17 protein-coding genes are annotated in these 21,534 nt (G+C 39.8%); 10 read left to right on the forward strand and 7 right to left on the reverse strand.

Annotated features, from left to right (window positions below):
- Positions 1-246: 246 nt before the first annotated feature.
- Both CRI9333_RS06965 and CRI9333_RS24795 read left to right on the forward strand, forming a co-directional pair.
- Positions 247-828 carry an NADPH-dependent FMN reductase gene (locus CRI9333_RS06965; RefSeq protein ID WP_015202461.1) on the forward strand — a complete coding sequence of 194 codons (582 nt, stop codon included), beginning with the start codon at positions 247-249 and terminating at the stop codon, positions 826-828.
- Positions 829-1,524: 696 nt separating this feature from the next.
- Complete coding sequence (locus CRI9333_RS24795) at positions 1,525-3,285, forward strand: sensor domain-containing diguanylate cyclase (RefSeq protein ID WP_015202462.1); 1,761 nt, start codon at positions 1,525-1,527, stop codon at positions 3,283-3,285.
- A gap of 3 nt (positions 3,286-3,288) precedes the next feature.
- Here CRI9333_RS24795 and CRI9333_RS06975 read toward each other — a convergent pair whose 3' ends face one another.
- Together CRI9333_RS06975 and CRI9333_RS06980 are read right to left on the reverse strand one after the other, a co-directional pair.
- Positions 3,289-3,759 carry a bifunctional alanine racemase/tRNA (adenosine(37)-N6)-threonylcarbamoyltransferase complex ATPase subunit type 1 TsaE gene (locus tag CRI9333_RS06975; protein ID WP_015202463.1) on the reverse strand — a complete coding sequence of 157 codons (471 nt, stop codon included), beginning with the start codon at positions 3,757-3,759 and terminating at the stop codon, positions 3,289-3,291.
- Between the two features lie 148 nt (positions 3,760-3,907).
- Positions 3,908-5,290 (reverse strand): gluconeogenesis factor YvcK family protein, encoded by a 1,383-nt coding sequence (locus tag CRI9333_RS06980; protein WP_015202464.1) that lies wholly within the window; start codon positions 5,288-5,290, stop codon positions 3,908-3,910.
- Between the two features lie 262 nt (positions 5,291-5,552).
- Here CRI9333_RS06980 and ruvC point away from each other — a divergent pair, with 262 nt between their 5' ends.
- A complete protein-coding gene (gene ruvC / locus CRI9333_RS06985; RefSeq protein ID WP_041225973.1) occupies positions 5,553-6,080 on the forward strand; it encodes a crossover junction endodeoxyribonuclease RuvC in 528 nt (175 codons plus the stop codon).
- A gap of 129 nt (positions 6,081-6,209) precedes the next feature.
- Here ruvC and CRI9333_RS06990 read toward each other — a convergent pair whose 3' ends face one another.
- The 3 genes from CRI9333_RS06990 to CRI9333_RS07000 form a co-directional block, all read right to left on the reverse strand.
- Entirely contained in the window at positions 6,210-6,716 is a 507-nt protein-coding gene (locus tag CRI9333_RS06990; RefSeq protein ID WP_015202466.1) for a L,D-transpeptidase, read from the reverse strand.
- Between the two features lie 110 nt (positions 6,717-6,826).
- Positions 6,827-7,435, reverse strand: coding sequence for a L,D-transpeptidase (locus CRI9333_RS06995; RefSeq protein WP_015202467.1), 609 nt, complete (start codon positions 7,433-7,435; stop codon positions 6,827-6,829).
- 55 nt (positions 7,436-7,490) lie between these two features.
- Positions 7,491-8,135, reverse strand: a complete 645-nt coding sequence (locus tag CRI9333_RS07000; RefSeq protein WP_015202468.1) for a bifunctional 4-hydroxy-2-oxoglutarate aldolase/2-dehydro-3-deoxy-phosphogluconate aldolase — start codon at positions 8,133-8,135, stop codon at positions 7,491-7,493.
- A 119-nt stretch (positions 8,136-8,254) separates the two neighbouring features.
- Here CRI9333_RS07000 and CRI9333_RS07005 point away from each other — a divergent pair, with 119 nt between their 5' ends.
- Both CRI9333_RS07005 and CRI9333_RS26145 read left to right on the forward strand, forming a co-directional pair.
- On the forward strand, positions 8,255-9,151 hold the full coding sequence (locus CRI9333_RS07005; protein ID WP_015202469.1) for a DUF2382 domain-containing protein: 897 nt from the start codon (positions 8,255-8,257) through the stop codon (positions 9,149-9,151).
- Positions 9,152-9,358: 207 nt separating this feature from the next.
- Positions 9,359-10,495 carry a DUF2382 domain-containing protein gene (locus tag CRI9333_RS26145; protein WP_015202470.1) on the forward strand — a complete coding sequence of 379 codons (1,137 nt, stop codon included), beginning with the start codon at positions 9,359-9,361 and terminating at the stop codon, positions 10,493-10,495.
- Positions 10,496-10,629: 134 nt separating this feature from the next.
- Here the strand turns inward: CRI9333_RS26145 and CRI9333_RS07020 are convergent, their stop codons facing one another.
- Positions 10,630-11,262: a L,D-transpeptidase gene (locus CRI9333_RS07020; protein ID WP_015202471.1), complete on the reverse strand. Its 633-nt coding sequence runs from the start codon at positions 11,260-11,262 to the stop codon at positions 10,630-10,632.
- Between the two features lie 358 nt (positions 11,263-11,620).
- Between CRI9333_RS07020 and CRI9333_RS07025 the strand changes: the two genes are divergently transcribed.
- From CRI9333_RS07025 to CRI9333_RS07035, 3 genes are all read left to right on the forward strand, one after another.
- Positions 11,621-12,604, forward strand: a complete 984-nt coding sequence (locus tag CRI9333_RS07025) for a hypothetical protein (RefSeq protein WP_015202472.1) — start codon at positions 11,621-11,623, stop codon at positions 12,602-12,604.
- Positions 12,605-12,999: 395 nt separating this feature from the next.
- Positions 13,000-14,343, forward strand: a complete 1,344-nt coding sequence (locus CRI9333_RS07030; protein ID WP_015202473.1) for a Mur ligase family protein — start codon at positions 13,000-13,002, stop codon at positions 14,341-14,343.
- 18 nt (positions 14,344-14,361) lie between these two features.
- Positions 14,362-15,174 carry a type 1 glutamine amidotransferase gene (locus tag CRI9333_RS07035; protein WP_015202474.1) on the forward strand — a complete coding sequence of 271 codons (813 nt, stop codon included), beginning with the start codon at positions 14,362-14,364 and terminating at the stop codon, positions 15,172-15,174.
- Between the two features lie 205 nt (positions 15,175-15,379).
- Here the strand turns inward: CRI9333_RS07035 and CRI9333_RS07040 are convergent, their stop codons facing one another.
- Positions 15,380-16,297, reverse strand: a complete 918-nt coding sequence (locus tag CRI9333_RS07040; protein ID WP_015202475.1) for a class I SAM-dependent methyltransferase — start codon at positions 16,295-16,297, stop codon at positions 15,380-15,382.
- Between the two features lie 197 nt (positions 16,298-16,494).
- On the opposite strand from CRI9333_RS07040, the gene CRI9333_RS07045 reads away from it, so the two are divergent.
- On the forward strand, positions 16,495-17,820 hold the full coding sequence (locus CRI9333_RS07045; protein WP_015202476.1) for a hemolysin family protein: 1,326 nt from the start codon (positions 16,495-16,497) through the stop codon (positions 17,818-17,820).
- Between the two features lie 207 nt (positions 17,821-18,027).
- Positions 18,028-21,504, forward strand: coding sequence for a PAS domain S-box protein (locus CRI9333_RS07050; protein WP_015202477.1), 3,477 nt, complete (start codon positions 18,028-18,030; stop codon positions 21,502-21,504).
- Positions 21,505-21,534 lie beyond the last annotated feature (30 nt).

Consider the following 21,534-nt stretch of genomic DNA (forward strand, 5'->3'; position numbering starts at 1 on the left):
AAAAATCTTTTTTATGTGAAGTCCTAACTTCAGTTTGGGAGTAAGTAGATAGACATAAATAAAAGTATAGTTGTTTTCCCAGTCACCATTCACCAGTCCCCAATCCCACTAATCGCTGTTTAACGTTGAAGTTTACCCACAGACTTAATTGCTATGTAAAGCCCCAAGCTCATTTTTGGGGTAATTGTTAATTGATAATTGTTAATTGATTATGGCATAGTCAAAAGGTAACAATTAAAGTACACAATGAGCAATACACCTAAAATTCTGGCATTTTCTGGCAGCACTCGTACTGGTTCGCTTAACAAACAGCTAGTAAAAATAGCAGCAAATGCAGCTAGAAATGCTGGCGCTGAAGTGACATATATAGATTTGCGTGATTTTCCGTTGCCATTATATGACGGCGACTTAGAGGAGGCTGAGGGTATGCCAGAGAATGCCCGTAAATTAAAGCAAATGATGTTAGAACATCAAGGACTTCTAATAGCTTCACCTGAATATAACAGTTCTCTCTCTGGTGTACTTAAAAATATGATTGATTGGGTTTCACGCCCAGAAGCTAATGAACCACCGTTAGTGGCTTTTTCTGATAAAGTAGCAGTAATTATGAGTACCTCACCAGGCGGTTTGGGTGGGCTACGTGGTTTAGTGCATTTACGTTCAATTTTGGGAAATATTAGAGTTATAGTACTACCAGATCAGTATGCTCTGCCCAACGCTTTTCAGGCATTTAATGAAGATGGCACATTAAAAGATATTAAACAACAACAGACAGTTGAGCAAATTGGTAGCAAACTAGCTACAGTACTAGCAAAATTAGTAGCTTGAATTTAACACTAGCTAGGAGTAAATAATTACACAATCACTGAACATTAGCATCTTAGTAACACTAATTTTGCTCTTAGCTAGTAGCATACCAAAGTTATCATAGGTTTCTTCAGAATGTTTCTCTAAACTCTGTCGATCCTTTTTTAGAAAAATTGCTGATTTTATTTTACCCAAAATATGAAGTAAGAGACATTATCCTTTGCCAAAAATAGAGGTTAGATGCCTTTATTTTTGACCTGCTTTTCATCCTCACGCTAACGAAAAGTTACTCTCCGTCATAATCTTTTTTTGCTAGTATTCACTTTCGAGTTGATTTCATAGGGTTTTATTATACAGTCGGCAAATAAAAATCTATGTTTTTTATTAAAGATTTATGTATTTTTGTTAGGTAAAGTGATTCCCCTCACTTGTGTAAGTCGCGGGGCTGTGTACATTGATATTAACGCTTGTTGAAGTGCGATCGCGCGATCTTCGGAGTTAGCCGTACTACTAGCCCAGAAAAATCGCGTAGCGTCTCCGCAGGAGAAAGGCTTTAGCGAATCCGTTGGCGGAGCCGCCCCGTACTGTTAGCGCAGAGAAATCGCGAAGCGACTCCGAAGGAAGTAAGGGGCTAGGAGTAAGGAATCGCACTTCAGCCACTGCAACAAAACTTAATAAATTTTTATTAGACATAGCGACTGATTTAAAAAAATACAAATGATTGAACAAGATAAAACAAAAGACCAACTCCTGGCAGAGTTGGCAACTATGCGTCAACTCAATAATTTTCTCCTATTTTCAGGAATGGGAGTCCAGCAACACCTAGAGAAACTATTGATTGAAGAGCGCGAATTTTCAGCCACGCTTTTGGATACAACAAGTAGTTTGGTAAATAACTTTGTTGTGAGTGTTTTAGATACACCCAACACTTTAGTTGTAGTTCTTGACACTCAAAAGCGAATTGTCAGCTTCAATCACACTTGTGAAGTGATCACTCATTACTCCTGTAACGAAGTCAAAGGTAAGCAACTATGGGATATATTTGTACCGCCTAATCAAAAGGACACCGTAAAAGCTTTGTTTACCTCTCTTCAAAGCGGAGAAGTGGTTCCAGAATATGAATGCGACTGGATTATTAAAGATGGAAGTTGTCGCCGGATTTCTTGGTCAAACAAACTGCTACACAACGATGATGGCGAAATTAACTATTTCCTTAGTATCGGGGTTGATGTTACAGAACGTACTTTAGCTCAACACGAGCTTCTGGTTTACAAGCAAAATCTTGAAGAACTTGTATTTAAAAGAACAACAGAACTAATTAAGGTCAATCATAAACTTAAAGAGGAAATTGCTGTTCGCCAGCAGGTTGAAATCGAACTGCGACAACAATATCAAAGGGAACAGTTAATCGGAATAATTGCCCAGCGTATATTAGGATGCCTCAGTTTAGACACAATTCTCCAAACAGCAGTTGACGAGGTTCGTAATTTTCTTAATGTCGAACGGGTAACAATTTATCAAATTGAGCCAGAAAAAAATGGTAAATTTGTTGTCGAATCTGTAACACCTTCTATTTCACCAATTGTAGGGCTACATTTACACGACCCTTGCTTTGACCGTAATTACGTCTTGGACTACCAAAACGGTCGCGTGTCTGCTATTAATGACATCTGGACAGCTACTCTGCATCCTTGTTACCAAAATTTTTTGAAGAGACTGGGAATTCGAGCAAATCTAGTTGTGCCACTTGTGGCTAACAATAAATTATGGGCATTGCTTTGCGCCCATCAATGTTCTGCACCTCGGTACTGGCAATCATGGGAAATTAATTTGTTAGGAGCATTAGCAACCCAATTAGCAATTGCTATCCAACAAGCACAACTTTATCAACAATTAGAATCAGCAAATATAAAGTTACAAAGTCTGGCAAATTTAGACGGTCTTACTCAACTAGCTAACCGTCGTTATTTTAACGAATATCTTAACTCCGAGTGGAATCGTTTAGCACGAGAAGAAGCCGTGTTATCTTTAATATTGTGCGATATTGACTTCTTTAAAACCTATAACGATACCTATGGGCATTTGGCAGGTGACAAATGCTTGATTGAAGTAGCCAATGCCATCAGAAGCGCCACGAAGCGTCCGGCGGATTTAGTGGCTCGTTATGGAGGAGAAGAATTTGCTGTAATATTACCTAATACTGACGCTAGCGGAGCTATGCACCTTGCAGAGTTAATCCGCAAAATTGTCAAAACGCTAAAAATTTCCCATCTTAATTCCTCAGAAATTTTAGGTGTTACCCTCAGTTTAGGAGTTGCTAGTACTATTCCAAATCATCAATCAGAACCCGTAAACTTAATTCGTGATGCTGACATAGCACTCTACCAAGCTAAAGAGTCAGGACGCGATCGCACTTGTTCCTGTTTGTCTTTCGACACTCCGCGCTCTCAAGAAACTATGAAGGCAACTAAATGTTAATCCTCACTCATCAATTAAATCAATAATTTCACATTCACCTATAGCTACAATTTCAGCTATGCGACCTGACTGCTGGTGGTAAGTAAGATAAATATCCAGATAATTTAAAGGTTTTTCCGCCAAACGTTCCGCCCATTCAATTGCTACAATTCCTGCTGGTACTTCGATGCCTTCCCAATAATTTTCTATATACAGTTCATTAACATCTTCTGGCTCTAAGCGATACAAATCTAGATGATATAAAGGTATTCGTCCACAAGTGTATTCATTAATCAGAGTAAATGTAGGACTAACAATTAAATCTTTTATTCCTAATCCTTCCCCTATACCTTGAACTAAGGTTGTTTTACCGCTACCTAAATCTCCTTGTAATAAAATTACACTTCCACTAGGTAAAGATTGTCCTAGAGAAACTCCTAATTTATGTGTAGCTCTTTGATTTTTAAGAGAAATTTTAAGAGAATTTTTAACCATTAAGTTAATACCCTAGTTTTCAGCCGTAAATAATAAGTAGGTCAATTTAATTAAATATAAAATGTGATTCTTTAACATCCTCTACCCCTCTGCCCCTCTGCCTCAAGAGCTTGCTATCATCTGATATTTTATTAAATCAAGCTACTTATCAACTATGGGTGCGACTATACCAACGTAGCAATACTTTTGCTAATCTGCGAGAATTGTGTCGCACATAGCCTGTTTCCTGGTCTTCATCCATCACATTTGCTAGGACAATCCGCCGCCCTAATTGCCCCACAGCTTCCCGATCTAAAAAAACCGGATTAGAATTTTCTTGAGCGTAGCGAACAAGAGACTGAGGGGAAGGCGGTTTTTTATGTACGAGTACTGCATTAAACAACGGTTGACCACAAGCATGATCAATTGCCAAGATGTGGTCTGATACACTGTAGCCCTGTGTTTCACCAGGTTGAGTCATAATATTACAGACATAGATGCGAGGAACTAGACGAGATGCGATCGCTTCCTTAATTTCTGGAACCAACAAATTCGGAATCACACTCGTATAAAGACTTCCAGGTCCGATAATAATGTAATCTGCTTCCTGAATCGCTTTGATAGCTGCTGGTAATCCAGGTGGATTAGCAGGAATGCAGCCAATCTTAATAATTTGACCTCCAGCTTCCGTAATACTCGATTCTCCCTGAATTATGCGCCCATCTGCTAACTCAGCCCACAACCGCACATCAGACAAAGTTGCAGGTAGCACACACCCCCGCACTGCTAAGACTTGGGAACTAGCTGCTATAGCCTGCTCCAAATCCCCTGTAATCTCACTCATCGCCGTCAAAAAGAGGTTGCCAAAACTATGACCAACCAAACCATCGCCAGCGCTGAACCTATATTGAAATAATTCTGTTAATAACTTCTCCTCATCTGCCAACGCCGCCAAACAATTACGGATATCCCCAGGCGGTAACACCCCTATTTCCCGCCGTAAGCGACCAGAAGACCCGCCATCATCAGCCACAGTCACAATCGCAGTAATATTAGCACTGAACTCCTTCAACCCTCTTAATAACGTAGAAAGTCCAGTTCCACCTCCAATCACCACAATTTTCGGACCTCGGTTTAACCGACGATGGGCAAGTAACACATCAATTAGTTGTTCGTCCCCATCTGGTTTTAAGACCTCTGTAATTGCTCCGAGAGAACGAGTTTGTCCCCAAAATATTAAGAACAAACCACTAAGAAGCGCGATCGGACCTGATACATAACTAGGGACAATCGTCGCAGCTTCCTCTAAAATTTTTCCAACCAACTGAATGAACCAGGCAATTGGCGTTAACTTGACCCAAATTGCCACACCTAAGCTTGTCAGCAGAACGCCACCAGCGCTTAATAGCAACCAGCGTTTTACCAACAGTCCAGGAGATAGCCACTTAAACCATCTGTGGACGCGCTGGGGCGTTCTGGGCTTAAACTCCCAATTAATCCGCGACTCCTGTTGAATAGAGCGTAGGGCTTGTTTGAAAATACCAATTGACATTGCCAATTCCTGGAGAACAAAAAGGTGGGAATAACTATAAGGCGTTCATGTTAACAACTCAGAGCCTTAACTCAATTTGACAGGCTATGTAGCGTTATTGCCATAAAACTTATTTATCCAAAAGCATACATTTTTCCATCAGGCTTGAGATGTAACCAAAGCAACGTTAGCTAATGTGACTCTAATTACAGTACAGTTGCTGGAGCGATCGCACAGGACAATAAATATTACAAGAGAGCAACATTTTCCTATATTAATGTCTATGGAAAAGCGCATTTTAGGACTAGACCCAGGACTGGCAATTTTAGGATTTGGAGCTATTACCTGCCAAACCTCTTCACCACTAGCTGTGACAACATCTGGCAGTGTAACAGGGACTAATGTAATATCCAATCCCGTAACGCTATTAGATTTTGGAGTTATCCAAACGCAAGCCAAGACAGAAATGGGAGTGAGACTTTGCACTATCTACGATGATCTCCACACATTAATGGAGCAATTGCAACCGGATTTAGTAGCAATCGAAAAACTCTTCTTCTATCGTATGGGTAACACAATTGCTGTAGCACAAGCACGTGGAGTAATGATCTTAGTCTTGGCTCAACACAAAGTTCCATTTGTAGAATTTACACCCGCTCAAATTAAACAAGCCCTTACTGGTATGGGAAATGCTGATAAGTACGAGGTACAAGAAGCCGTTGCACGGGAGTTGAATTTAGAGCAAATACCTAAACCAGATGATGCGGCTGATGCTTTGGCTGTTGCTTTAACTGCTTGGTATCAAATTTAACAAAGCTTATCTAGCAGTCAGCTATCAGCTATCAACTTTTCTCAAAGCAATGTAGAGACGTAGCATGGTACGTCTCTACATCAAATATTTGCCCAAACTCATTTTCCTTTATTGGTATGGGAAAGTAGGTTATTTTTGAACAACTACTTTTGTGCCTACTTTAGCTAAACTGAATACTCTTCGCGCAGCACCAACTGGTAAATTAACGCAGCCATGACTAACTGGTCTGCCAAATTTATTGTGCCAGTAAGCTCCATGAATTGCATAACCACCAGAATAGAACATAGCGTAAGGTACATTTGGAACGTCGTAGTCCTCACCGCGCATACGTTTAGTACGGTATTTAGATTGAACCCGAAAAGTTCCGGTAAGTGTGGGCGTAGAACGCTTACCACTGGATATCGCTACAGAATAAAGACGTTTCTTACCTTTTAAAACAGTTAATCGTTGAGATGATAGATCAACTTTGATCCAAGGCTTGGCACTATTAGCGTTAGCTGTCTTAATCACCTTACTCGACTTTGAAGCTGCTATAGCTGGTGTTGACCACGAAAATAATGCGACAAGCAGCAAGGTGACACTTGCCCAAATAGCTCCCTTGCGACGTAACCAAAAACAGCGAATTAAATTGTTCATGGTTGAATACCTCCTGTCTGAGTGTGCCAATTCCTGAGAATGAGGAAATTATTTATATTAAACAACAGATATTTATTGAAATAAAATTTAACAATTCCATTTTTTTGTAATTAATTGATGATCACGGGTGTACCCACTGAAGCCCATTTGAATAACCATTTAGCATGATTAACTGCCAAATTGGTGCAACCATGACTCACTGGAGTTCCAAAGCGACGATGCCAGTATGCACCATGAATGGCATAGTTATTGTCGTAATACATCGCATAAGGCACATCGGGTACGTCGTAATCACTGCCTTTCATTCGTGCCGTAACTGCCTTATATTGAACAGCAAAAGTACCTGGGCGAGTTGGGGTTGATTTCTTGCCTGTAGAAATAATGATCGAGTAAACAGGTTTGCTACCTTCCCAAGCAATTAAGCGTTGTTTTGAAAGCTTAATTTGAATCCATTTTTGACGAGATTGTTGCAGTAATTGGATTTTAGAAGAAATTGGGCGCGATCTGAGGGGAGATTTTGGTAGTAACTGGACTTTCTTGCCAACTTGGCGCGATTGGATGGGAGATTTTGGTAGTAACTTGACTTTCTTGGCAACTTGGGGTGGCTTGCTTTTTGCTAAAGATAAATTAGGCAAAGCATATAAAGCTGTAAGAATAAGCGCTGTAGTTGCCAAGAAAACTTGTGGGCGACGTAAAATAGCGCATATTAGTCTGTTCATTAAGTTTTTAATCCTTCTGCTCAGATATTTTATGCTACATTTTTTGTAGCATAGCTTAGTTGATTTGATTGTTAAGAAGATGGATCAGAGTTCGCGCCCGTAGTGCGATCGCATCCCAATCTTGATTTACCACTAACTGATGGGGAAATAAATCACTTGCAACTCCAACAGCGATCGCACCCGCATCAAGAAATGTTTTAGCATTGTCAAGTGTTACCCCCCCAGTTGGAATTAAGGGAATTTTACCCAACGGTGCTTGTAAGCTCTGAATATAATTAGCGCCCCCCACAGCTTGCACTGGAAACACCTTCACACAACTAGCGCCAGCATTCCAAGCTGCCACAATTTCTGTCGGAGTCAGTGCGCCTGGAATAATTGGCACTGTTGCATCTACCGCCATCTTGATCATAGCAATATCTACATGAGGAGTAAAAAGGAATTGTGCGCCACAGGCGATCGCACTTTGCAGTTGTTCCATATTTAACAATGTCCCAGTACCAATTACCAATTCTGGGAATTCTGAGCGCAACTGTCTAATTACTTCAACAGATTTTTGAGTATTCCAGGTAATTTCAATCAACTGCATACCCCCTGCTGCTACCGAGAGAGCCATTTGGTAGGCTATTTCCGGTTGATTTGCCCGGATAACTGCGATCGCACGATTTCGCTCTATTCTTGACAACCAAGCTTGATTAGACATTATTTTAGTACACCCTTAGCGGTAGGGGTTAGTCTTACTCAGATCTTCTAATAGAAAGATGGATTTAGAAACCATAATTTCATACGATGTAGCTATAAAAACAAAAGAGGAATAATAATATGACCCTAGTAAAACTCACAGAACTTGATAATAATTATCGTGACATCGCTGGTGGTGAAGACATCACCAATTTCGATGTTTATAGCGATACTAACAATGAAAAAGTTGGTTCCATCAAAGATATTCTAGTAGACGAAGAAGGTCATTTTCGTTATCTAATTGTTGATCTAGGATTTTTGATTTTCGGTAAGAAAGTTTTGCTCCCCATTGGTCGTTCACGCATTAGCTATAGCGAAAAGCGGGTTTATGCGATCGGTATGACACGCGAGCAAGCGGAAAAGCTGCCTGAATTCAAGGAAGATCAAAAAGTTGATTATGATTACGAAGAAAGCGTAAGAGGCTTATATCGTCCTCAAACTCTCGGCACAACAGGAACATCAGTATCTAGCACCACTTCTGCTCAACCCATCACTGGAACTTTTGACCGCAACACCTATAATTACCAGCAAGAAGAGTCATTATACGGACTTAATGAGCAAAATCATCAAAACCTACGACTTTACGAAGAACGGTTAATTGCCAACAAGAAACGCATGAAGACTGGTGAAGTAACAGTTGGTAAGCACGTAGAAACAGAAACTCGCAGTGTTTCTGTACCCATTGAAAAAGAACGAGTTGTAATTGAACGCACCACTCCAGTAGATGGTGGTACTGTAGTTACTAAAGGCGAAGCCAGCTTCACGGAAGGAGAAGTTGCACGCATCGAAGTTTACGAAGAAACTCCTGACATCCAAAAAGAAGCTTTTGTACGCGAAGAAGTTCGAGTAAGAAAAGAAGTTGATCGCGATACAGTTAATGCGGAAGAAACAATTCGTCGTGAAGAATTAGATGTTAATACTAAGGGAAATCCGGTTTTAGATAACCGTCCTAATGTTCGTTCCTCTGACCTCATCTAAGCTCTATCCCATCAATTCAGCCCCAGTTGGTAGTAAACAATGAACTTGTCACTTTCACTCTTTTGAATTCTTACTAAGTAACAAGTTAACGCACCTGGGAATGAGTGCTTATTTCATAGTGCAGGTGGGGCAAATATTAAGCTCTACCTGCACTATTCCATACAATCAAATTCTCTTTAGTTTTAAAAATTTTTAACAGAACTCAAAATGAATAGCCAAATTTCTCCCAACAAAATTGAACCTGGAAAACATAATCTGCGGATTAAAGTACTATTAGACAAACTGAGAAATAAACTAAATAATTTCGCTGTTTTAGGCAAGGGTGGCTTTTATCTTGGCGAAGTCAAAGATGTCAAACTTGATCGCGAACGTCAACTCAATTTAGTTATTGCTCAGAATGAAGGTAAAAGTGAACTACGCTGGGTTCTATTAAGAAGTAAGCACATACAGCAAGTAGACTCTGGAACTAAAATGCTGTTTGTAGATATTACCCAAGCTGAAGTAGCTAACTTGCCAGAATATGCCCTACCAAAAACTAGCGTAGAAACAGAGATAGTTAACTCAGCAAGCGTACAAACTATCGTACCTCAAGTAATTGATCAAAACATCATTCCAGCTAACGATACTAGCTCTTCCAACCCCTTGGATGTTAACGCAGATGTTGTACCAGAGATAGTTAACTCACCAAGCCCACAAACTACCGTACATCAAGTAATTTCTCAAAACGTTATTCCAGCTAACGATACTAGCCCTTCCCATCTCTTGGATGTTAAGGCGGATGTTGTACCAGGGATACGTTCTCATACGCCTGATACACACAACATAACTGCACCAGAATATCACCAAGAGGAACATAATATGGATATCGAAGAATCTTTATTATCTCATGAGAGTGAAGTTGTTGAAGAAGAAGTTATTCGTTTACTAGAAGAACGATTAATTGTTGACCGCAATAAACACAAAATTGGGGAAGTAATTGTTCGTAAAGTTATTGAAACCCGTATGGTTCAAGTGCCAGTTAGGTACGAAAAATTAATTGTTGAGCAAGTTAATCCTGAACACAAACACCTCGCAGAAATTGTTTTAAATGGTGAAAATTTAGGTGAAATTGACATAAACGAGTTAACTTCTGGCAATGGAAACGGAACTTCAACAACGAAGCAAACTAATGAAGGCACAGTGAGTGGAGAGTTTAAGTCTCCTAAAAGTGCTAGTTTATTTTTAAATGCGATCGCACTACAACGTCATCATGGCTGTGCCAAGGTGCGTGTAGAATTAGTATTAGAAGATCCGCAATTACAACAAACTTACGAACAGTGGTTTGAACGTTGTACAGGAAGTTAATTTTTGCTTGAAGTAAGGATAAAATATTGTATTACAAATTATTTAGGGAGGGTAATACCCTCCCTAATTTTTTTCTTAACTTTTTGAGTTCTTCTCTGCCTCCCCTTCCCTACAAAGGAAGGCACAGCAAAAACTTATTTTTCTACTTTAACGGGTGTACCTACGTCTACCTGCTCAAATAAAGCTGTAACATCTTTGTTACGCATCCGTACACAACCGTGAGAAACTGCCCGCCCTACTAAGTTTTCCTGGGGAGTGCCATGAAATCCAATTTGATTACGCCCATCACTCCAAAAACCAATCCAAGCAACGCCTAAAGGATTATCCCCCCCTGGAGAAATAACCTTACCTGTAAACGGATGTTCCCAAGCTGGATCGCGTTCTTTGTTGGAAACTTTAAAATTACCTGTAGGAGTTTCCCAACCTGCTTTACCAATAGCAATAGGATATTTAGCGACAACTCGCTTTTTTTGATAAACATAAACTCGGCGTTCTCTTAGCTTAATCACTAACTGAGTAGCCAACTTAGGATTAACAGATGAAGATGAAGCTTTCGGCTCAGGATTAACAGATGATGGTGGTTTATAAGGTAGAAGAGGTCCTGGTTCCTCAAGAGGAGGCAAATTCGTCAGAGGTTGTGTTTTTTGATTCGTTGTTGTGCTAGTTGTTGGTGTAGCAGTAACCTGTTGCTGAATTGAGCAAAGTAATATTCCTGCACTTAAGCCTAACAACAAGCAGCTTTGAAATCCCAATTTTCCTTCAACCATTGCTGTTAAATTTATTAGCTACTTAAATAATTGTTACTTTACCATGATAGCAAGTTAAATTTATATAAGGTGTAATTATATAAAGTGTAAATTTTATACATCCTTCTTTTTATAGATACAATTGATGGTTTAACGGTGGGTTTATTAAACTTGATTTTAAAAGTTTTTCGCGATTAAAGCCTCCAACTTTGACTGCTGTTATACGACTAATGACTAATGCCTGTAGGCAGAGATATTGTTTAACCAGTTTGCGTATGATTGGTAGTTGATTAGGGTCTAGACGATAGCTTGCTACTGAAGGACTCAATCGACAGATTTATAAATAAAAAAACTTTTTCTTGGGTGAGGTTGCGTTGTAATGAATTTTCAAACAATAAAGATAGTCAGTGGTACAAGTCTGTCGTTGTTACTATTTGCCATCTCCGGCTATCCAGTTATGGCTCAAACTTCTAACCAGATGAGTCAGACAGGCACTACTACAGTCAATATGACAGCAGGACAACCAGTTCAAGGCACTGTTGTTAGTATAGTTGGTAACACTGTTAGAATGCGTCTAGCTAGTGGTGAACTCACAGATATCAGCGTTCCTACAGCAGATTTGCAAAGATTGAACTTGCGACTGGGAACCCAAATCGTTGCCACAATGGGCAATGACGGTAATACGACCGTTGCTTTAGCTAATGGAATGAATAGCAGTGCAATGGCAGCTACTACTGGTATGGATATGATGTCTCAGCAAGGTATAAGAGGTGTCATCAGAAGTATTGTTGGTAATGTTGTCACTTTGGAATTAGCTGACGGTACAACCCGTTCAGTAACAGTTAGCAATGAGCAAAGGACACAACTAAACCTCCAACCAGGAACGGTAGTTACTGCTAGGTCAATGACTAGCGGTAGTAATGGTGATGTATTTGTCGAAGTGGCAAATGACAATATGGCATCTACCGGGATGATAAACGGTACGGTGAGAAGTATTGTTGGTGATGTCGTAACTCTTACAATGCCCGACGGTTCAGCCAGAGATGTAGTACTCAGTAGAGCCGATATAGACCGCTTAAATCTAGTTCCAGGGATGAACGTTGCTGTAATGATGAATGGTGGAAATACGACTGTTTCCTTAGTCAATGGAACACAGCAATCTACCACGATGACTAGCACTAATAGTATCCGTACTACAAGTCAGCCAGAGATGATGAGTCAAAATGGCGACTCAACTATAGTAGAAGAACGTACTTCTATTTCTGAAACTACCACTGTATCGCCTACAACCACTCAGCCTTCTAATACTACGGTAAATACCACTCGCCGAGTACAATCTCGCCCTGTGAGAGCTTTGTGGTAAATTAGACATTCTACGTGCTAAATCAAAAATAATTAAGCGCTAATAAAAAGTGGCACTGTTGGTTAAAAAGCAGTGTCATTTTTTATTGACTACCTGAAATGAATGTAGAGACGTACTAGGGTACGTCTCTACAAGGGTTATAGCTAACGCACTTTTAATTTGTGTCGAATGTCTAATCCTGCTAAAGCCTCATAAAACAGAAAGTACGGGTGGGTTTATGATCTATTGTTGATATCTGCTACAGTCAGGTAGGGTAAAATTTGCCCCAGTCTTTGATTTGAATCATCGCGCTCAATGCGAGTGAGGCAAACTCAAAGATTTTATCCCTTGGCAATGTTAAAAATAGTAAGGCACGGTCTTCGCTGCTGGGTGTTGGGATAGTTAAGGATGTAGGTGTGGGAATTAAACTGATAGACAGAGTGCAACTAAGTCTCGCAGTATTTGCTGCAAAAACGATTACATCTGCGATTAGATTATTACGTTTGGGAGCAGCTAGTGTTCTCCCAGGTACGATCGCAGTACGCATTCAGCCTCAAGTACTGTCGCTGCTATGTCGTCAAGTTAAATACGGTGTAATTATTATTGCTGGGACGAATGGGAAAACTACAACATCCCTGCTATTGCGAACACTGCTAGAGCGTGCAGGCTGGCGTGTTACCCATAATTCTACAGGAGCTAATCTCCAAAATGGGTTAATTACAGCATTGCTGGATGATACCAACCTGACAGGTAATATAAAAGCTGATTATGCAATTTTAGAGGTAGATGAAAATGCCCTACCCAAGGTAGTACTACAAATTCAGCCTAAGTATATTTTGTGCTTGAATTTATTTCGTGATCAATTAGACCGCTACGGCGAAGTAGATTTAATTAGTCGGCGTTGGCAAAAAGTAATTGCACAGTTACCACCTGAAACTACAGTAATTTTGAATGGTGATGACCCGACGTTATCTTATTTAGGTCAGCAGTTACCACAAAATATTTTATCTTTTGGTTTGAGTGAACCAGAGGAATATTTAGAAGAAATCCCCCATGCGGTAGATTCAATTTACTGTCCTAGTTGTGGTCAGGGTTTAGATTATCAGGGTGTTTATTTATCTCATTTGGGTGATTTTAAATGTCCCAGTTGTAGCTTTAAAAAAAGCAATTTAGCAATTGATAGTCGAGAATGGCCACAAATTTTAATTGGAATTTATAACAAATACAATACTCTCGCGGCTGTGTTGGCAGCGCAAAGAATTGGAGTGGCAAAAGAGGTTATTTTAGATACAATTAAAAACTTTCAAGCTGCTTTTGGTCGTGCTGAAGAGTTAGAGTATCACGGCAAGAAAGTTAGGATTTTGTTATCTAAAAATCCCGTAGGGTTGAATGAAACAATCCGCGCTGTTAATCAAATTAAGGCAGCAGGTAAGGCATCTACAACTTTGATGGTATTGAATGACAGAACTCCAGATGGTACAGATGTATCTTGGATTTGGGATGTAGATACAGAGAAGTTAGTGGAGTTGGGGGGAACGATTGTTGTCAGTGGCGATCGCGTCTATGATATGGCTTTGCGTCTACGTTATAGCCAAAAGAACCTCGACAGTAACTTGAAATTAATTGTAAAAGAAGATTTAAATGAAGCGATCGCCACTGCTTTAGAACACACTTCAGCAGATGAGACTCTTCATATTGTGCCTACTTATTCGGCAATGTTGGAAGTACGAGAAATATTAACTGGGCGTAAGATTCTTTAAAAATTTGCTGGAGGTTGGATGAATACTGAGCAGTTTGAACTAACAATTGGTTGGCTGTACCCTAATTTAATGAGTACTTATGGCGATCGCGGTAATGTGATTTGCATCCAACAACGCGCACAATGGCGAGGTTACAAGGTGCAAGTTTTACCTTTAGATCAAAACGCATCTGTAGAAGATATACATAAAGTAGATGTGATCGTTGGTGGTGGCGCACAAGACAGGCAGCAAGAAATTGTCATGCGTGACTTAAGCGGAGTCAAAGCAGACACGATCCGCGATCAACTGGAAACTGGTACGCCTGGGGTGTTTACTTGTGGATCACCTCAATTATTAGGACACTACTACGAACCTGCTTTGGGTGAACGCATTGACGGACTGGGCTTGTTAGATTTGGTGACTAAACATCCTGGGGCAGATGCAAAGCGTTGTATTGGTAATGTTGTGATTGAGGTGAGTGCATCTCAGTTGGCACAAGATTTAGAAAAAATGTTGGGTAGTGTACCGCTAATTATTGGTTTTGAAAATCATGGCGGTAGAACTTATTTAGGGAAGGTGGAAGCGTTAGGGCGGGTGGTTAAAGGGTATGGTAACAATGGGGAAGATGGGATGGAAGGAGCATTTTATCGCAATGCGATCGCCACTTATTCTCATGGTCCTTTATTACCCAAAAATCCCTTCCTTGCAGATTGGTTAATTCAAACAGCATTTAAGCAAAAGTATCAAACTGAAATATCACTTTCAGCATTAGATGATACTTTGGCAAATCAAGCAAGGGAAGCTATGTTTAAACGTTTAGGAGTTAATACGCCCGCAGTTGTACAGAGGTAGAAGATTTATAATCTATTCGACAACTGATCTCAAGAGATTTTTAACCGCAGATCAACGCAGATGTAAATCAAGTTTGGATAATTAATTACGATTTATGTAGGGGCGGGTTGACAGAATAGCTTATCTTCCGAGCGATAAAATTCATAAACCCGCCCTCCTCACTTCTATTGCTAGCGTATCAATCCTATGTATGATTCCGGCAATCTTAACTTACCTGCGCGATGATCGTGCGGTGACGTGGGCTATTACAGGTAATAATAGGTTTATTAAAACCAGCATCTATTAACGCTTGTTCAATATCTAAAGAGAAATACTCATCCAAGTAGGGTTCGGTACTTTTCAACAAAGTTAGGATGTAAGGCGGCATTTTAGAATAAATTTCAGATTTAGGATTCATATCCATGATGGATATATACCCATTAGGACGCAGTAAACGTCGCATTTCACAGAAAATCTCTTTACTGGCAAACTGTGGTAGTTCGTGATGCACCAAAAATGTAGAAACTAAATCAAATGAAGCTTCTGGTAAATTAGTATTTTCCGCCGCAGCATTAACCCAATTGATATTGGCATGGCATTGCTGTGAGTTGTAGTTTGCAACGGCTAAAAAGTAAGGGGATAAATCTAAACCTGTAATATTTGCTTGAGGATAAAGTTCTTGCAGTGCAAACGTACTCATCCCCACACTACAACCTACATCTAAAATATCTCCAGGCGCTTGAGCAAGTGAGCTTTTCAGCACTTCATGGTAACTTTCCCGTAGCTTGGCATCACCTTCTGCACCAGCACCTTGCCAAATTCCAGCATGAACAGCACGGGCAGCAACTGATACCTCTAATGCAGGGTGCCAACCTAAGTTACCTTCATCATAAGCATGAAATGTCCGCAGATAGTACTCAGGATAAGTGAGATCGGGATTTTTGACTTCAGCTAAATATTTATCCCAGTCAAGTTTTTGTAAATCTTCTACTTCTTGCCGCCAATATACCCCAATTTTTTCTGCCCGCTTAATCATCATTGTACGAGCTTGCTGCTTGGCTAAGTTTGCTAAGGGCTTAACGGATAGTAACCCATTGACGAGTTTAGAAGTGAATGTAGTATCAGTTTTGACAGCAGTGGTCATAGTCAAAGCTTTAAGACGGCAATTTAAATCTTAGACGGTATTTATGTTTGGGGGGTGAGTTGAATTGCGTTTACAGGTAAAGTAGTTGGAATGCAACTCGGTATTATAACTTCAGGGTCTTCTATTAGAAAACTTAAGTTTCGATACTAAGATTACATCTTAATAGCCAGTTTACCGAGCCATCGGCATCTTGAGAAATGTCCCCAACTAGCGAAATTTTAATAATTCTTCTTTTGACCATCGTGAGTGCCATTTTTGTAATGTCAGAGATGGCAATTGTCTCGTCGCGGAAGGTGCGGCTACAAAATATGGCTAACCAGGGAGATGCTAAAGCTAATGTGGCATTGAAACTGGCTAATGCTCCCAATCAGTTTCTTGCCACTGTTCAGGTGGGGATAACACTGATTAATATCGTGTCTGGTGCTTTCGGTGAAGGTGCAATATCTAAGAGGTTAGCACCTATTTTAAATAATTTTCCTTTACTAGCACCTTATACCGAAGTGATCGCTTCTACAATAGCCATTATGTTAATCACCTATCTAACGCTAGTGATTGGCGAATTGGTTCCTAAGCGGTTGGCATTAAATAATCCAGAACGCATTTCGGCTACTGTCGCCATCCCCATGCGGATGTTGGCAAACATTGCCTCCCCCATCGTTCATATCTTAAGTGCTTCAACTGATACGGTTCTACGTTTGATTGGCATCCAAGCATCAACAGACCCCCAAGTAACTGAAGAAGAAATCAAAGTTTTGATCGAGCAAGGTACTGAAGCAGGGACATTTGAGGAAGCAGAACAAGACATGGTTGAACGGGTGTTTCGCTTGGGCGATCGCCGGATTAGTGCTTTAATGACACCAAGACCTGATATTATGTGGCTTGATTTAGAAGATTCTTTTGAGATAAACCGCCTAAAAATGCTCGATAGCGGTCATTCTCGGTTTCCAGTTTGCCAAGGCGACTTGGATCACGCTTTAGGCGTAACTCATGTCACTGATTTGTTATCTCGCTGCCTCTCCAGCCAATCACTCGATCTAACTGTATCTTTGCGACAACCATTATATGTGCCAGAAAGTACTAGGGGCTTGAAAGTTTTAGAGTTATTCAAGCAAACTGGTACTCATATTGCTTTAGTAGTAGACGAATACGGCGTTATTCAGGGATTAGTTACTCTCAATGACATCTTAGAAGAAATAGTCGGCGATCTTCCTTCAATTGAACAGCACGAAGAGCCGCTAATTGTGCAAAGAGAGGATGGTTCCTGGTTGCTGGATGGAATGTTGTCAGTAGAAGAGTTTGTGGAACTGTTCGAGGCTGATGACATATCTGCCGAGCAAAGAGGCAATTATCATACATTGGGTGGCTTTGTAATTATGCAACTCGGTCGTATTCCCAATGCTGCGGATCATTTTGAGTGGAATGGTTTACGTTTGGAAGTCATGGATATGGATGGCAATCGAGTTGATAAAGTATTGGTGATGCCAATCACAGATGCACCGTCTGATTCAAGGAATGAAGATTAAAACATAGCCTTTGCAGAGGAGGCAGAGGGGTAGGGGAGACAGGGGAGGTAGAGGAGGTGATTTTGAAAGGTATTGTTTATTCACCTAAATGATTCTGAAACTGGTGAGGAGATTAGGGAACAATAGAAGTAATTACCCTCAATCTCCACTAGGATAGCGAGACACGCGCCAAACGCTTCCCTAGTTCTGAACATCAGGAGTTACGCTGTGAACGTGCAAAAATTAAACCAGAGCATAGAAAATAACAAAGAATTTTCTCACCTATCTGGCAAGAGCTATATCACTAAAATTGAGGATCAAAGCACAGCTAGTTTTTCACCTTTAGATAAAATTACAAATTTATTTACTACAAATAAAACTAATAACTATCAGCCGTTAAATTTTGAAAGAAATTACTATCAACAGCTAGAACGAGAATTGTTACAACGGGAAAATTATTTAGCTGCACTTGTAGAAGTTCAGCGCCTATTATTAATCTATCCTGATTGCAAAGATTGCTATTCAAAACTTATTGAAATATTAGGTAAAGGAGCAGGTGCTTGCCGCACTTATTTGTTTGAAAATCATTGGGATACTACAAATAGGTTATTAATGAGCCAACGATCAGAGTGGTGTTTAGAAGGTATCAAACCCGAAATTGATAACCCAAATTTACAAAATATATATTATGACGAATTTTTTCCTCGCTGGGCAGAAGTTTTAACAGCAGGTAAAATTATTTCTGGAATTGTTGCAGAATTTCCAGATTCAGAACGGTTAATTTTAGAGCCTCAAGGCATCTTATCAATTTTAATTTTACCTTTGATAGTTAAGGGAAAATTTTTCGGTTTTATAGGCTTTGATAATTGCTTAGAAGCACGAGCATGGAAACCATCACAAGTAGATTTACTACAAGCAGCAGCAGCAGCAATTTGTTTAGCTAAAGAACGCCAGTATATAGAGAAAGCTTGGCAAGAAAGTGAAAATAGATTTAGAGCTACTTTTGAACAAGCTGCTGTTGGTATTGCTCATATAGGACTTAAGGGTGAATGGTTACGGGTTAATCAAAAGCTTTGTGAGATTGTTGGCTATACATCTCAAGAGTTGCAAGAGCTAACCTTTCAAGATATTACTTATCCTGAAGATCTAGATCTAGATCTTCAATATTTTCGTCAGATGTTGGCGAATGAAATTCAAAATTATTCAATAGAAAAACGTTATATTTGCAAAAATACTTCGATTATTTGGATTAACTTAACTGTTTCCCTGGTGCGATCGCCATCGGGTGAACCTGAATATTTTATTAGTGTAATTGAAGATATTAGCGATGTCTACGACGAGCTTCGCTTACGCAGCCAAACCGAAGAGGCACTAAAAATGTCTCAACAGCGTTTACACTTGATTATGAATAGTATCCCACAAGGGATATTTTGGAAGGATAAAAACTCTGTTTACTTAGGTTGTAATTATAATTTTGCTATAGATGTTGGTTTAATAGCGCCTGAAGAAATAGCGGGTAAAACTGATTATGAATTGTGTTTCACCCCAGAAAATGCTGAATTTTCTTGCCAAGTCGATAAACGGGTTATCGAAACAAGAAGACCGCAGTATCATATAGTCAAAAATCACTTACAAGCAGATGGTAAACACGCTTGGATTGAAACTAATAAAATTCCTCTTAATGATCCTGATGGGAATGTTATCGGTGTTTTAGGTACTTATGAAGATATTACTCAGCGTAAGCAAATTGAAGAAGCTTTACTCCAAAGTGAGCAATGCTATCGGCAAATGTTTGAGAACAACCAGGCAATTAAATTGTTGATTGATCCTGCATCTGGAGAAATTGTAGATGCTAACCCAGCAGCAGCTAATTTCTACGGTTACCAAATGGAAGATATTAAACAACTGAGGATAACAGATATTAATATGTTTTCGGAAGAAAAAGTAGCTTTGGAAATGCAAAATGCACTTTCAGAGGAGCGTTCATACTTTTTATTCCGCCACAAGCTTGCTGATGGAGAAGTTAGAGATGTAGAAGTTTACAGCAGTCCCATCTATATTCAAGGGAAAACACTACTATACTCAATTATTCATGACATTACAGATCGTAGACGTGCCGAAAATGCACTACAACAAGCTAAAGATGAGCTAGAAATTAGAGTTGTAGAGCGTACTGCTGAATTAAGAGAAAGCATTGCTCAACTTTCTCAAGAAATTGCCGAACGTGAAAAAGTAGAGGCAGCTTTACGAGAAAGTGAAGCCAGATTTAGGCTGTTAGCTGAAAACTCTACTGATATGATTTCACGTCATACCCCAGATGGAATATATCTGTATGTTTCACCAGCTTGCTATACATTAATTGGATATCAGCCGGAAGAACTTGTAGGTGTTATGTCTTATGATTTATTCCATCCAGATGATCTAACTGCGATCGCTAAAACACATGAATATACTCTACAGCAATCAGATGTTTACACAGTTAGTTATCGCATCCGTCATAAAGATGGTCGTTATATTTGGTTTGAATCAACTGTTCGTGGCGTGTGGGATGAACAAGCAAATAAAGTTGTAGAAATTCACGTTGCTTCACGAGATATTACTCAACGTCAGCAAGCGCAAGAAATAAGTATTATGTTAGCTACTGCGGTAGAACAAGCAGCAGATGCGATCGAAATTACTGATTCTGAGGCGAGATTTCAGTATGTTAATCCAGCATTTGAAAAGTTAACAGGATATACATTAGCAGAAGTGCAGCAACAAACCCCTGCAACTTTCTTAAGAGGAGAAGATAACGATGCTTACTATCAAATGATCTGGGATACGGTTTCCAGTGGTCAAGTATGGGCTGGAACCATGATTGGAAAACGTAAGGATGGCTCAGTTTACAACCAAGAAGCCACTATCTCTCCCGTACATAGTGCCACAGGTGTAATTACTAACTATGTAGCTGTCAAACGAGATATCACTGAACGCAAGCGGGTAGAAGTTCAGATGCAGAAAGCTTTAGAACAAGCTAGAGAACTCAGTGAACTTAAATCCAGCTTTGTCTCTATGACTTCTCACGAGTTCCGCACTCCGCTAACTATCATGCTTTCTTCCGCCAAACTTCTAGAAGTTTACGGATACAAGTGGACTAAAGAAAAGAACTCGATCCATTTTCAGCGCATCCAAATTGCTGGAAAACGCATGACGGATTTACTCAATGATATTTTGCTTTTAGGAAAAGCAGATGCAGATAAACTTGAGTGTCACCCCCATCCAATTAACTTAGTGCAATTTTGCCGAGAAATCGTTGCAGATTTGGAACTAACTGATAACGACCAACATACAATTACGTTTATTAGTCCTGATACTGATGCTGATACCTGCATGGATCAAAACCTTCTTCAACGGATTTTGAGTAATTTACTCTCTAATGCTCTTAAATATTCCCCTGCTGGCAGTACAGTAAGCTTTCAGCTAAGTTATAAAGACGAAAAGGCGGTTTTTCAGGTGCAAGACCAAGGAATTGGTATTCCCCTAGCAGATCAACAAGGACTATTTGAATCTTTTCAACGCGCCAGTAATGTCGGTACAATCCCTGGAAGTGGCTTGGGACTGGCAATTGTGAAAAAGTGTGTAGACTTACAGAGGGGAGAGATTGCTATTAGTACTGAGATTGAAGTAGGTACGTTAATTACAGTCACCTTACCCTTATGGCAATAAAATCAAGAATTAAGTATTTTTAATTACAGA

This window comes from Crinalium epipsammum PCC 9333 (assembly GCF_000317495.1).
Classification (GTDB): domain Bacteria; phylum Cyanobacteriota; class Cyanobacteriia; order Cyanobacteriales; family PCC-9333; genus Crinalium; species Crinalium epipsammum.

Coding starts and splice junctions, on each gene's coding strand:
- CRI9333_RS06995 (WP_015202467.1), bottom strand. CDS start 7,435: ATGAACAGACTAATATGCGCTATTTTACGTCGCCCACAAGTTTTCTTG.
- CRI9333_RS24795 (WP_015202462.1), top strand. CDS start 1,525: ATGATTGAACAAGATAAAACAAAAGACCAACTCCTGGCAGAGTTGGCA.
- CRI9333_RS07005 (WP_015202469.1), top strand. CDS start 8,255: ATGACCCTAGTAAAACTCACAGAACTTGATAATAATTATCGTGACATC.
- CRI9333_RS06965 (WP_015202461.1), top strand. CDS start 247: ATGAGCAATACACCTAAAATTCTGGCATTTTCTGGCAGCACTCGTACT.
- CRI9333_RS07000 (WP_015202468.1), bottom strand. CDS start 8,135: ATGTCTAATCAAGCTTGGTTGTCAAGAATAGAGCGAAATCGTGCGATC.
- CRI9333_RS07040 (WP_015202475.1), bottom strand. CDS start 16,297: ATGACCACTGCTGTCAAAACTGATACTACATTCACTTCTAAACTCGTC.
- CRI9333_RS07020 (WP_015202471.1), bottom strand. CDS start 11,262: ATGGTTGAAGGAAAATTGGGATTTCAAAGCTGCTTGTTGTTAGGCTTA.
- CRI9333_RS06990 (WP_015202466.1), bottom strand. CDS start 6,716: ATGAACAATTTAATTCGCTGTTTTTGGTTACGTCGCAAGGGAGCTATT.
- CRI9333_RS06980 (WP_015202464.1), bottom strand. CDS start 5,290: ATGTCAATTGGTATTTTCAAACAAGCCCTACGCTCTATTCAACAGGAG.
- CRI9333_RS07035 (WP_015202474.1), top strand. CDS start 14,362: ATGAATACTGAGCAGTTTGAACTAACAATTGGTTGGCTGTACCCTAAT.
- ruvC (WP_041225973.1), top strand. CDS start 5,553: ATGGAAAAGCGCATTTTAGGACTAGACCCAGGACTGGCAATTTTAGGA.
- CRI9333_RS06975 (WP_015202463.1), bottom strand. CDS start 3,759: ATGGTTAAAAATTCTCTTAAAATTTCTCTTAAAAATCAAAGAGCTACA.
- CRI9333_RS26145 (WP_015202470.1), top strand. CDS start 9,359: ATGAATAGCCAAATTTCTCCCAACAAAATTGAACCTGGAAAACATAAT.
- CRI9333_RS07025 (WP_015202472.1), top strand. CDS start 11,621: ATGAATTTTCAAACAATAAAGATAGTCAGTGGTACAAGTCTGTCGTTG.
- CRI9333_RS07045 (WP_015202476.1), top strand. CDS start 16,495: ATGTCCCCAACTAGCGAAATTTTAATAATTCTTCTTTTGACCATCGTG.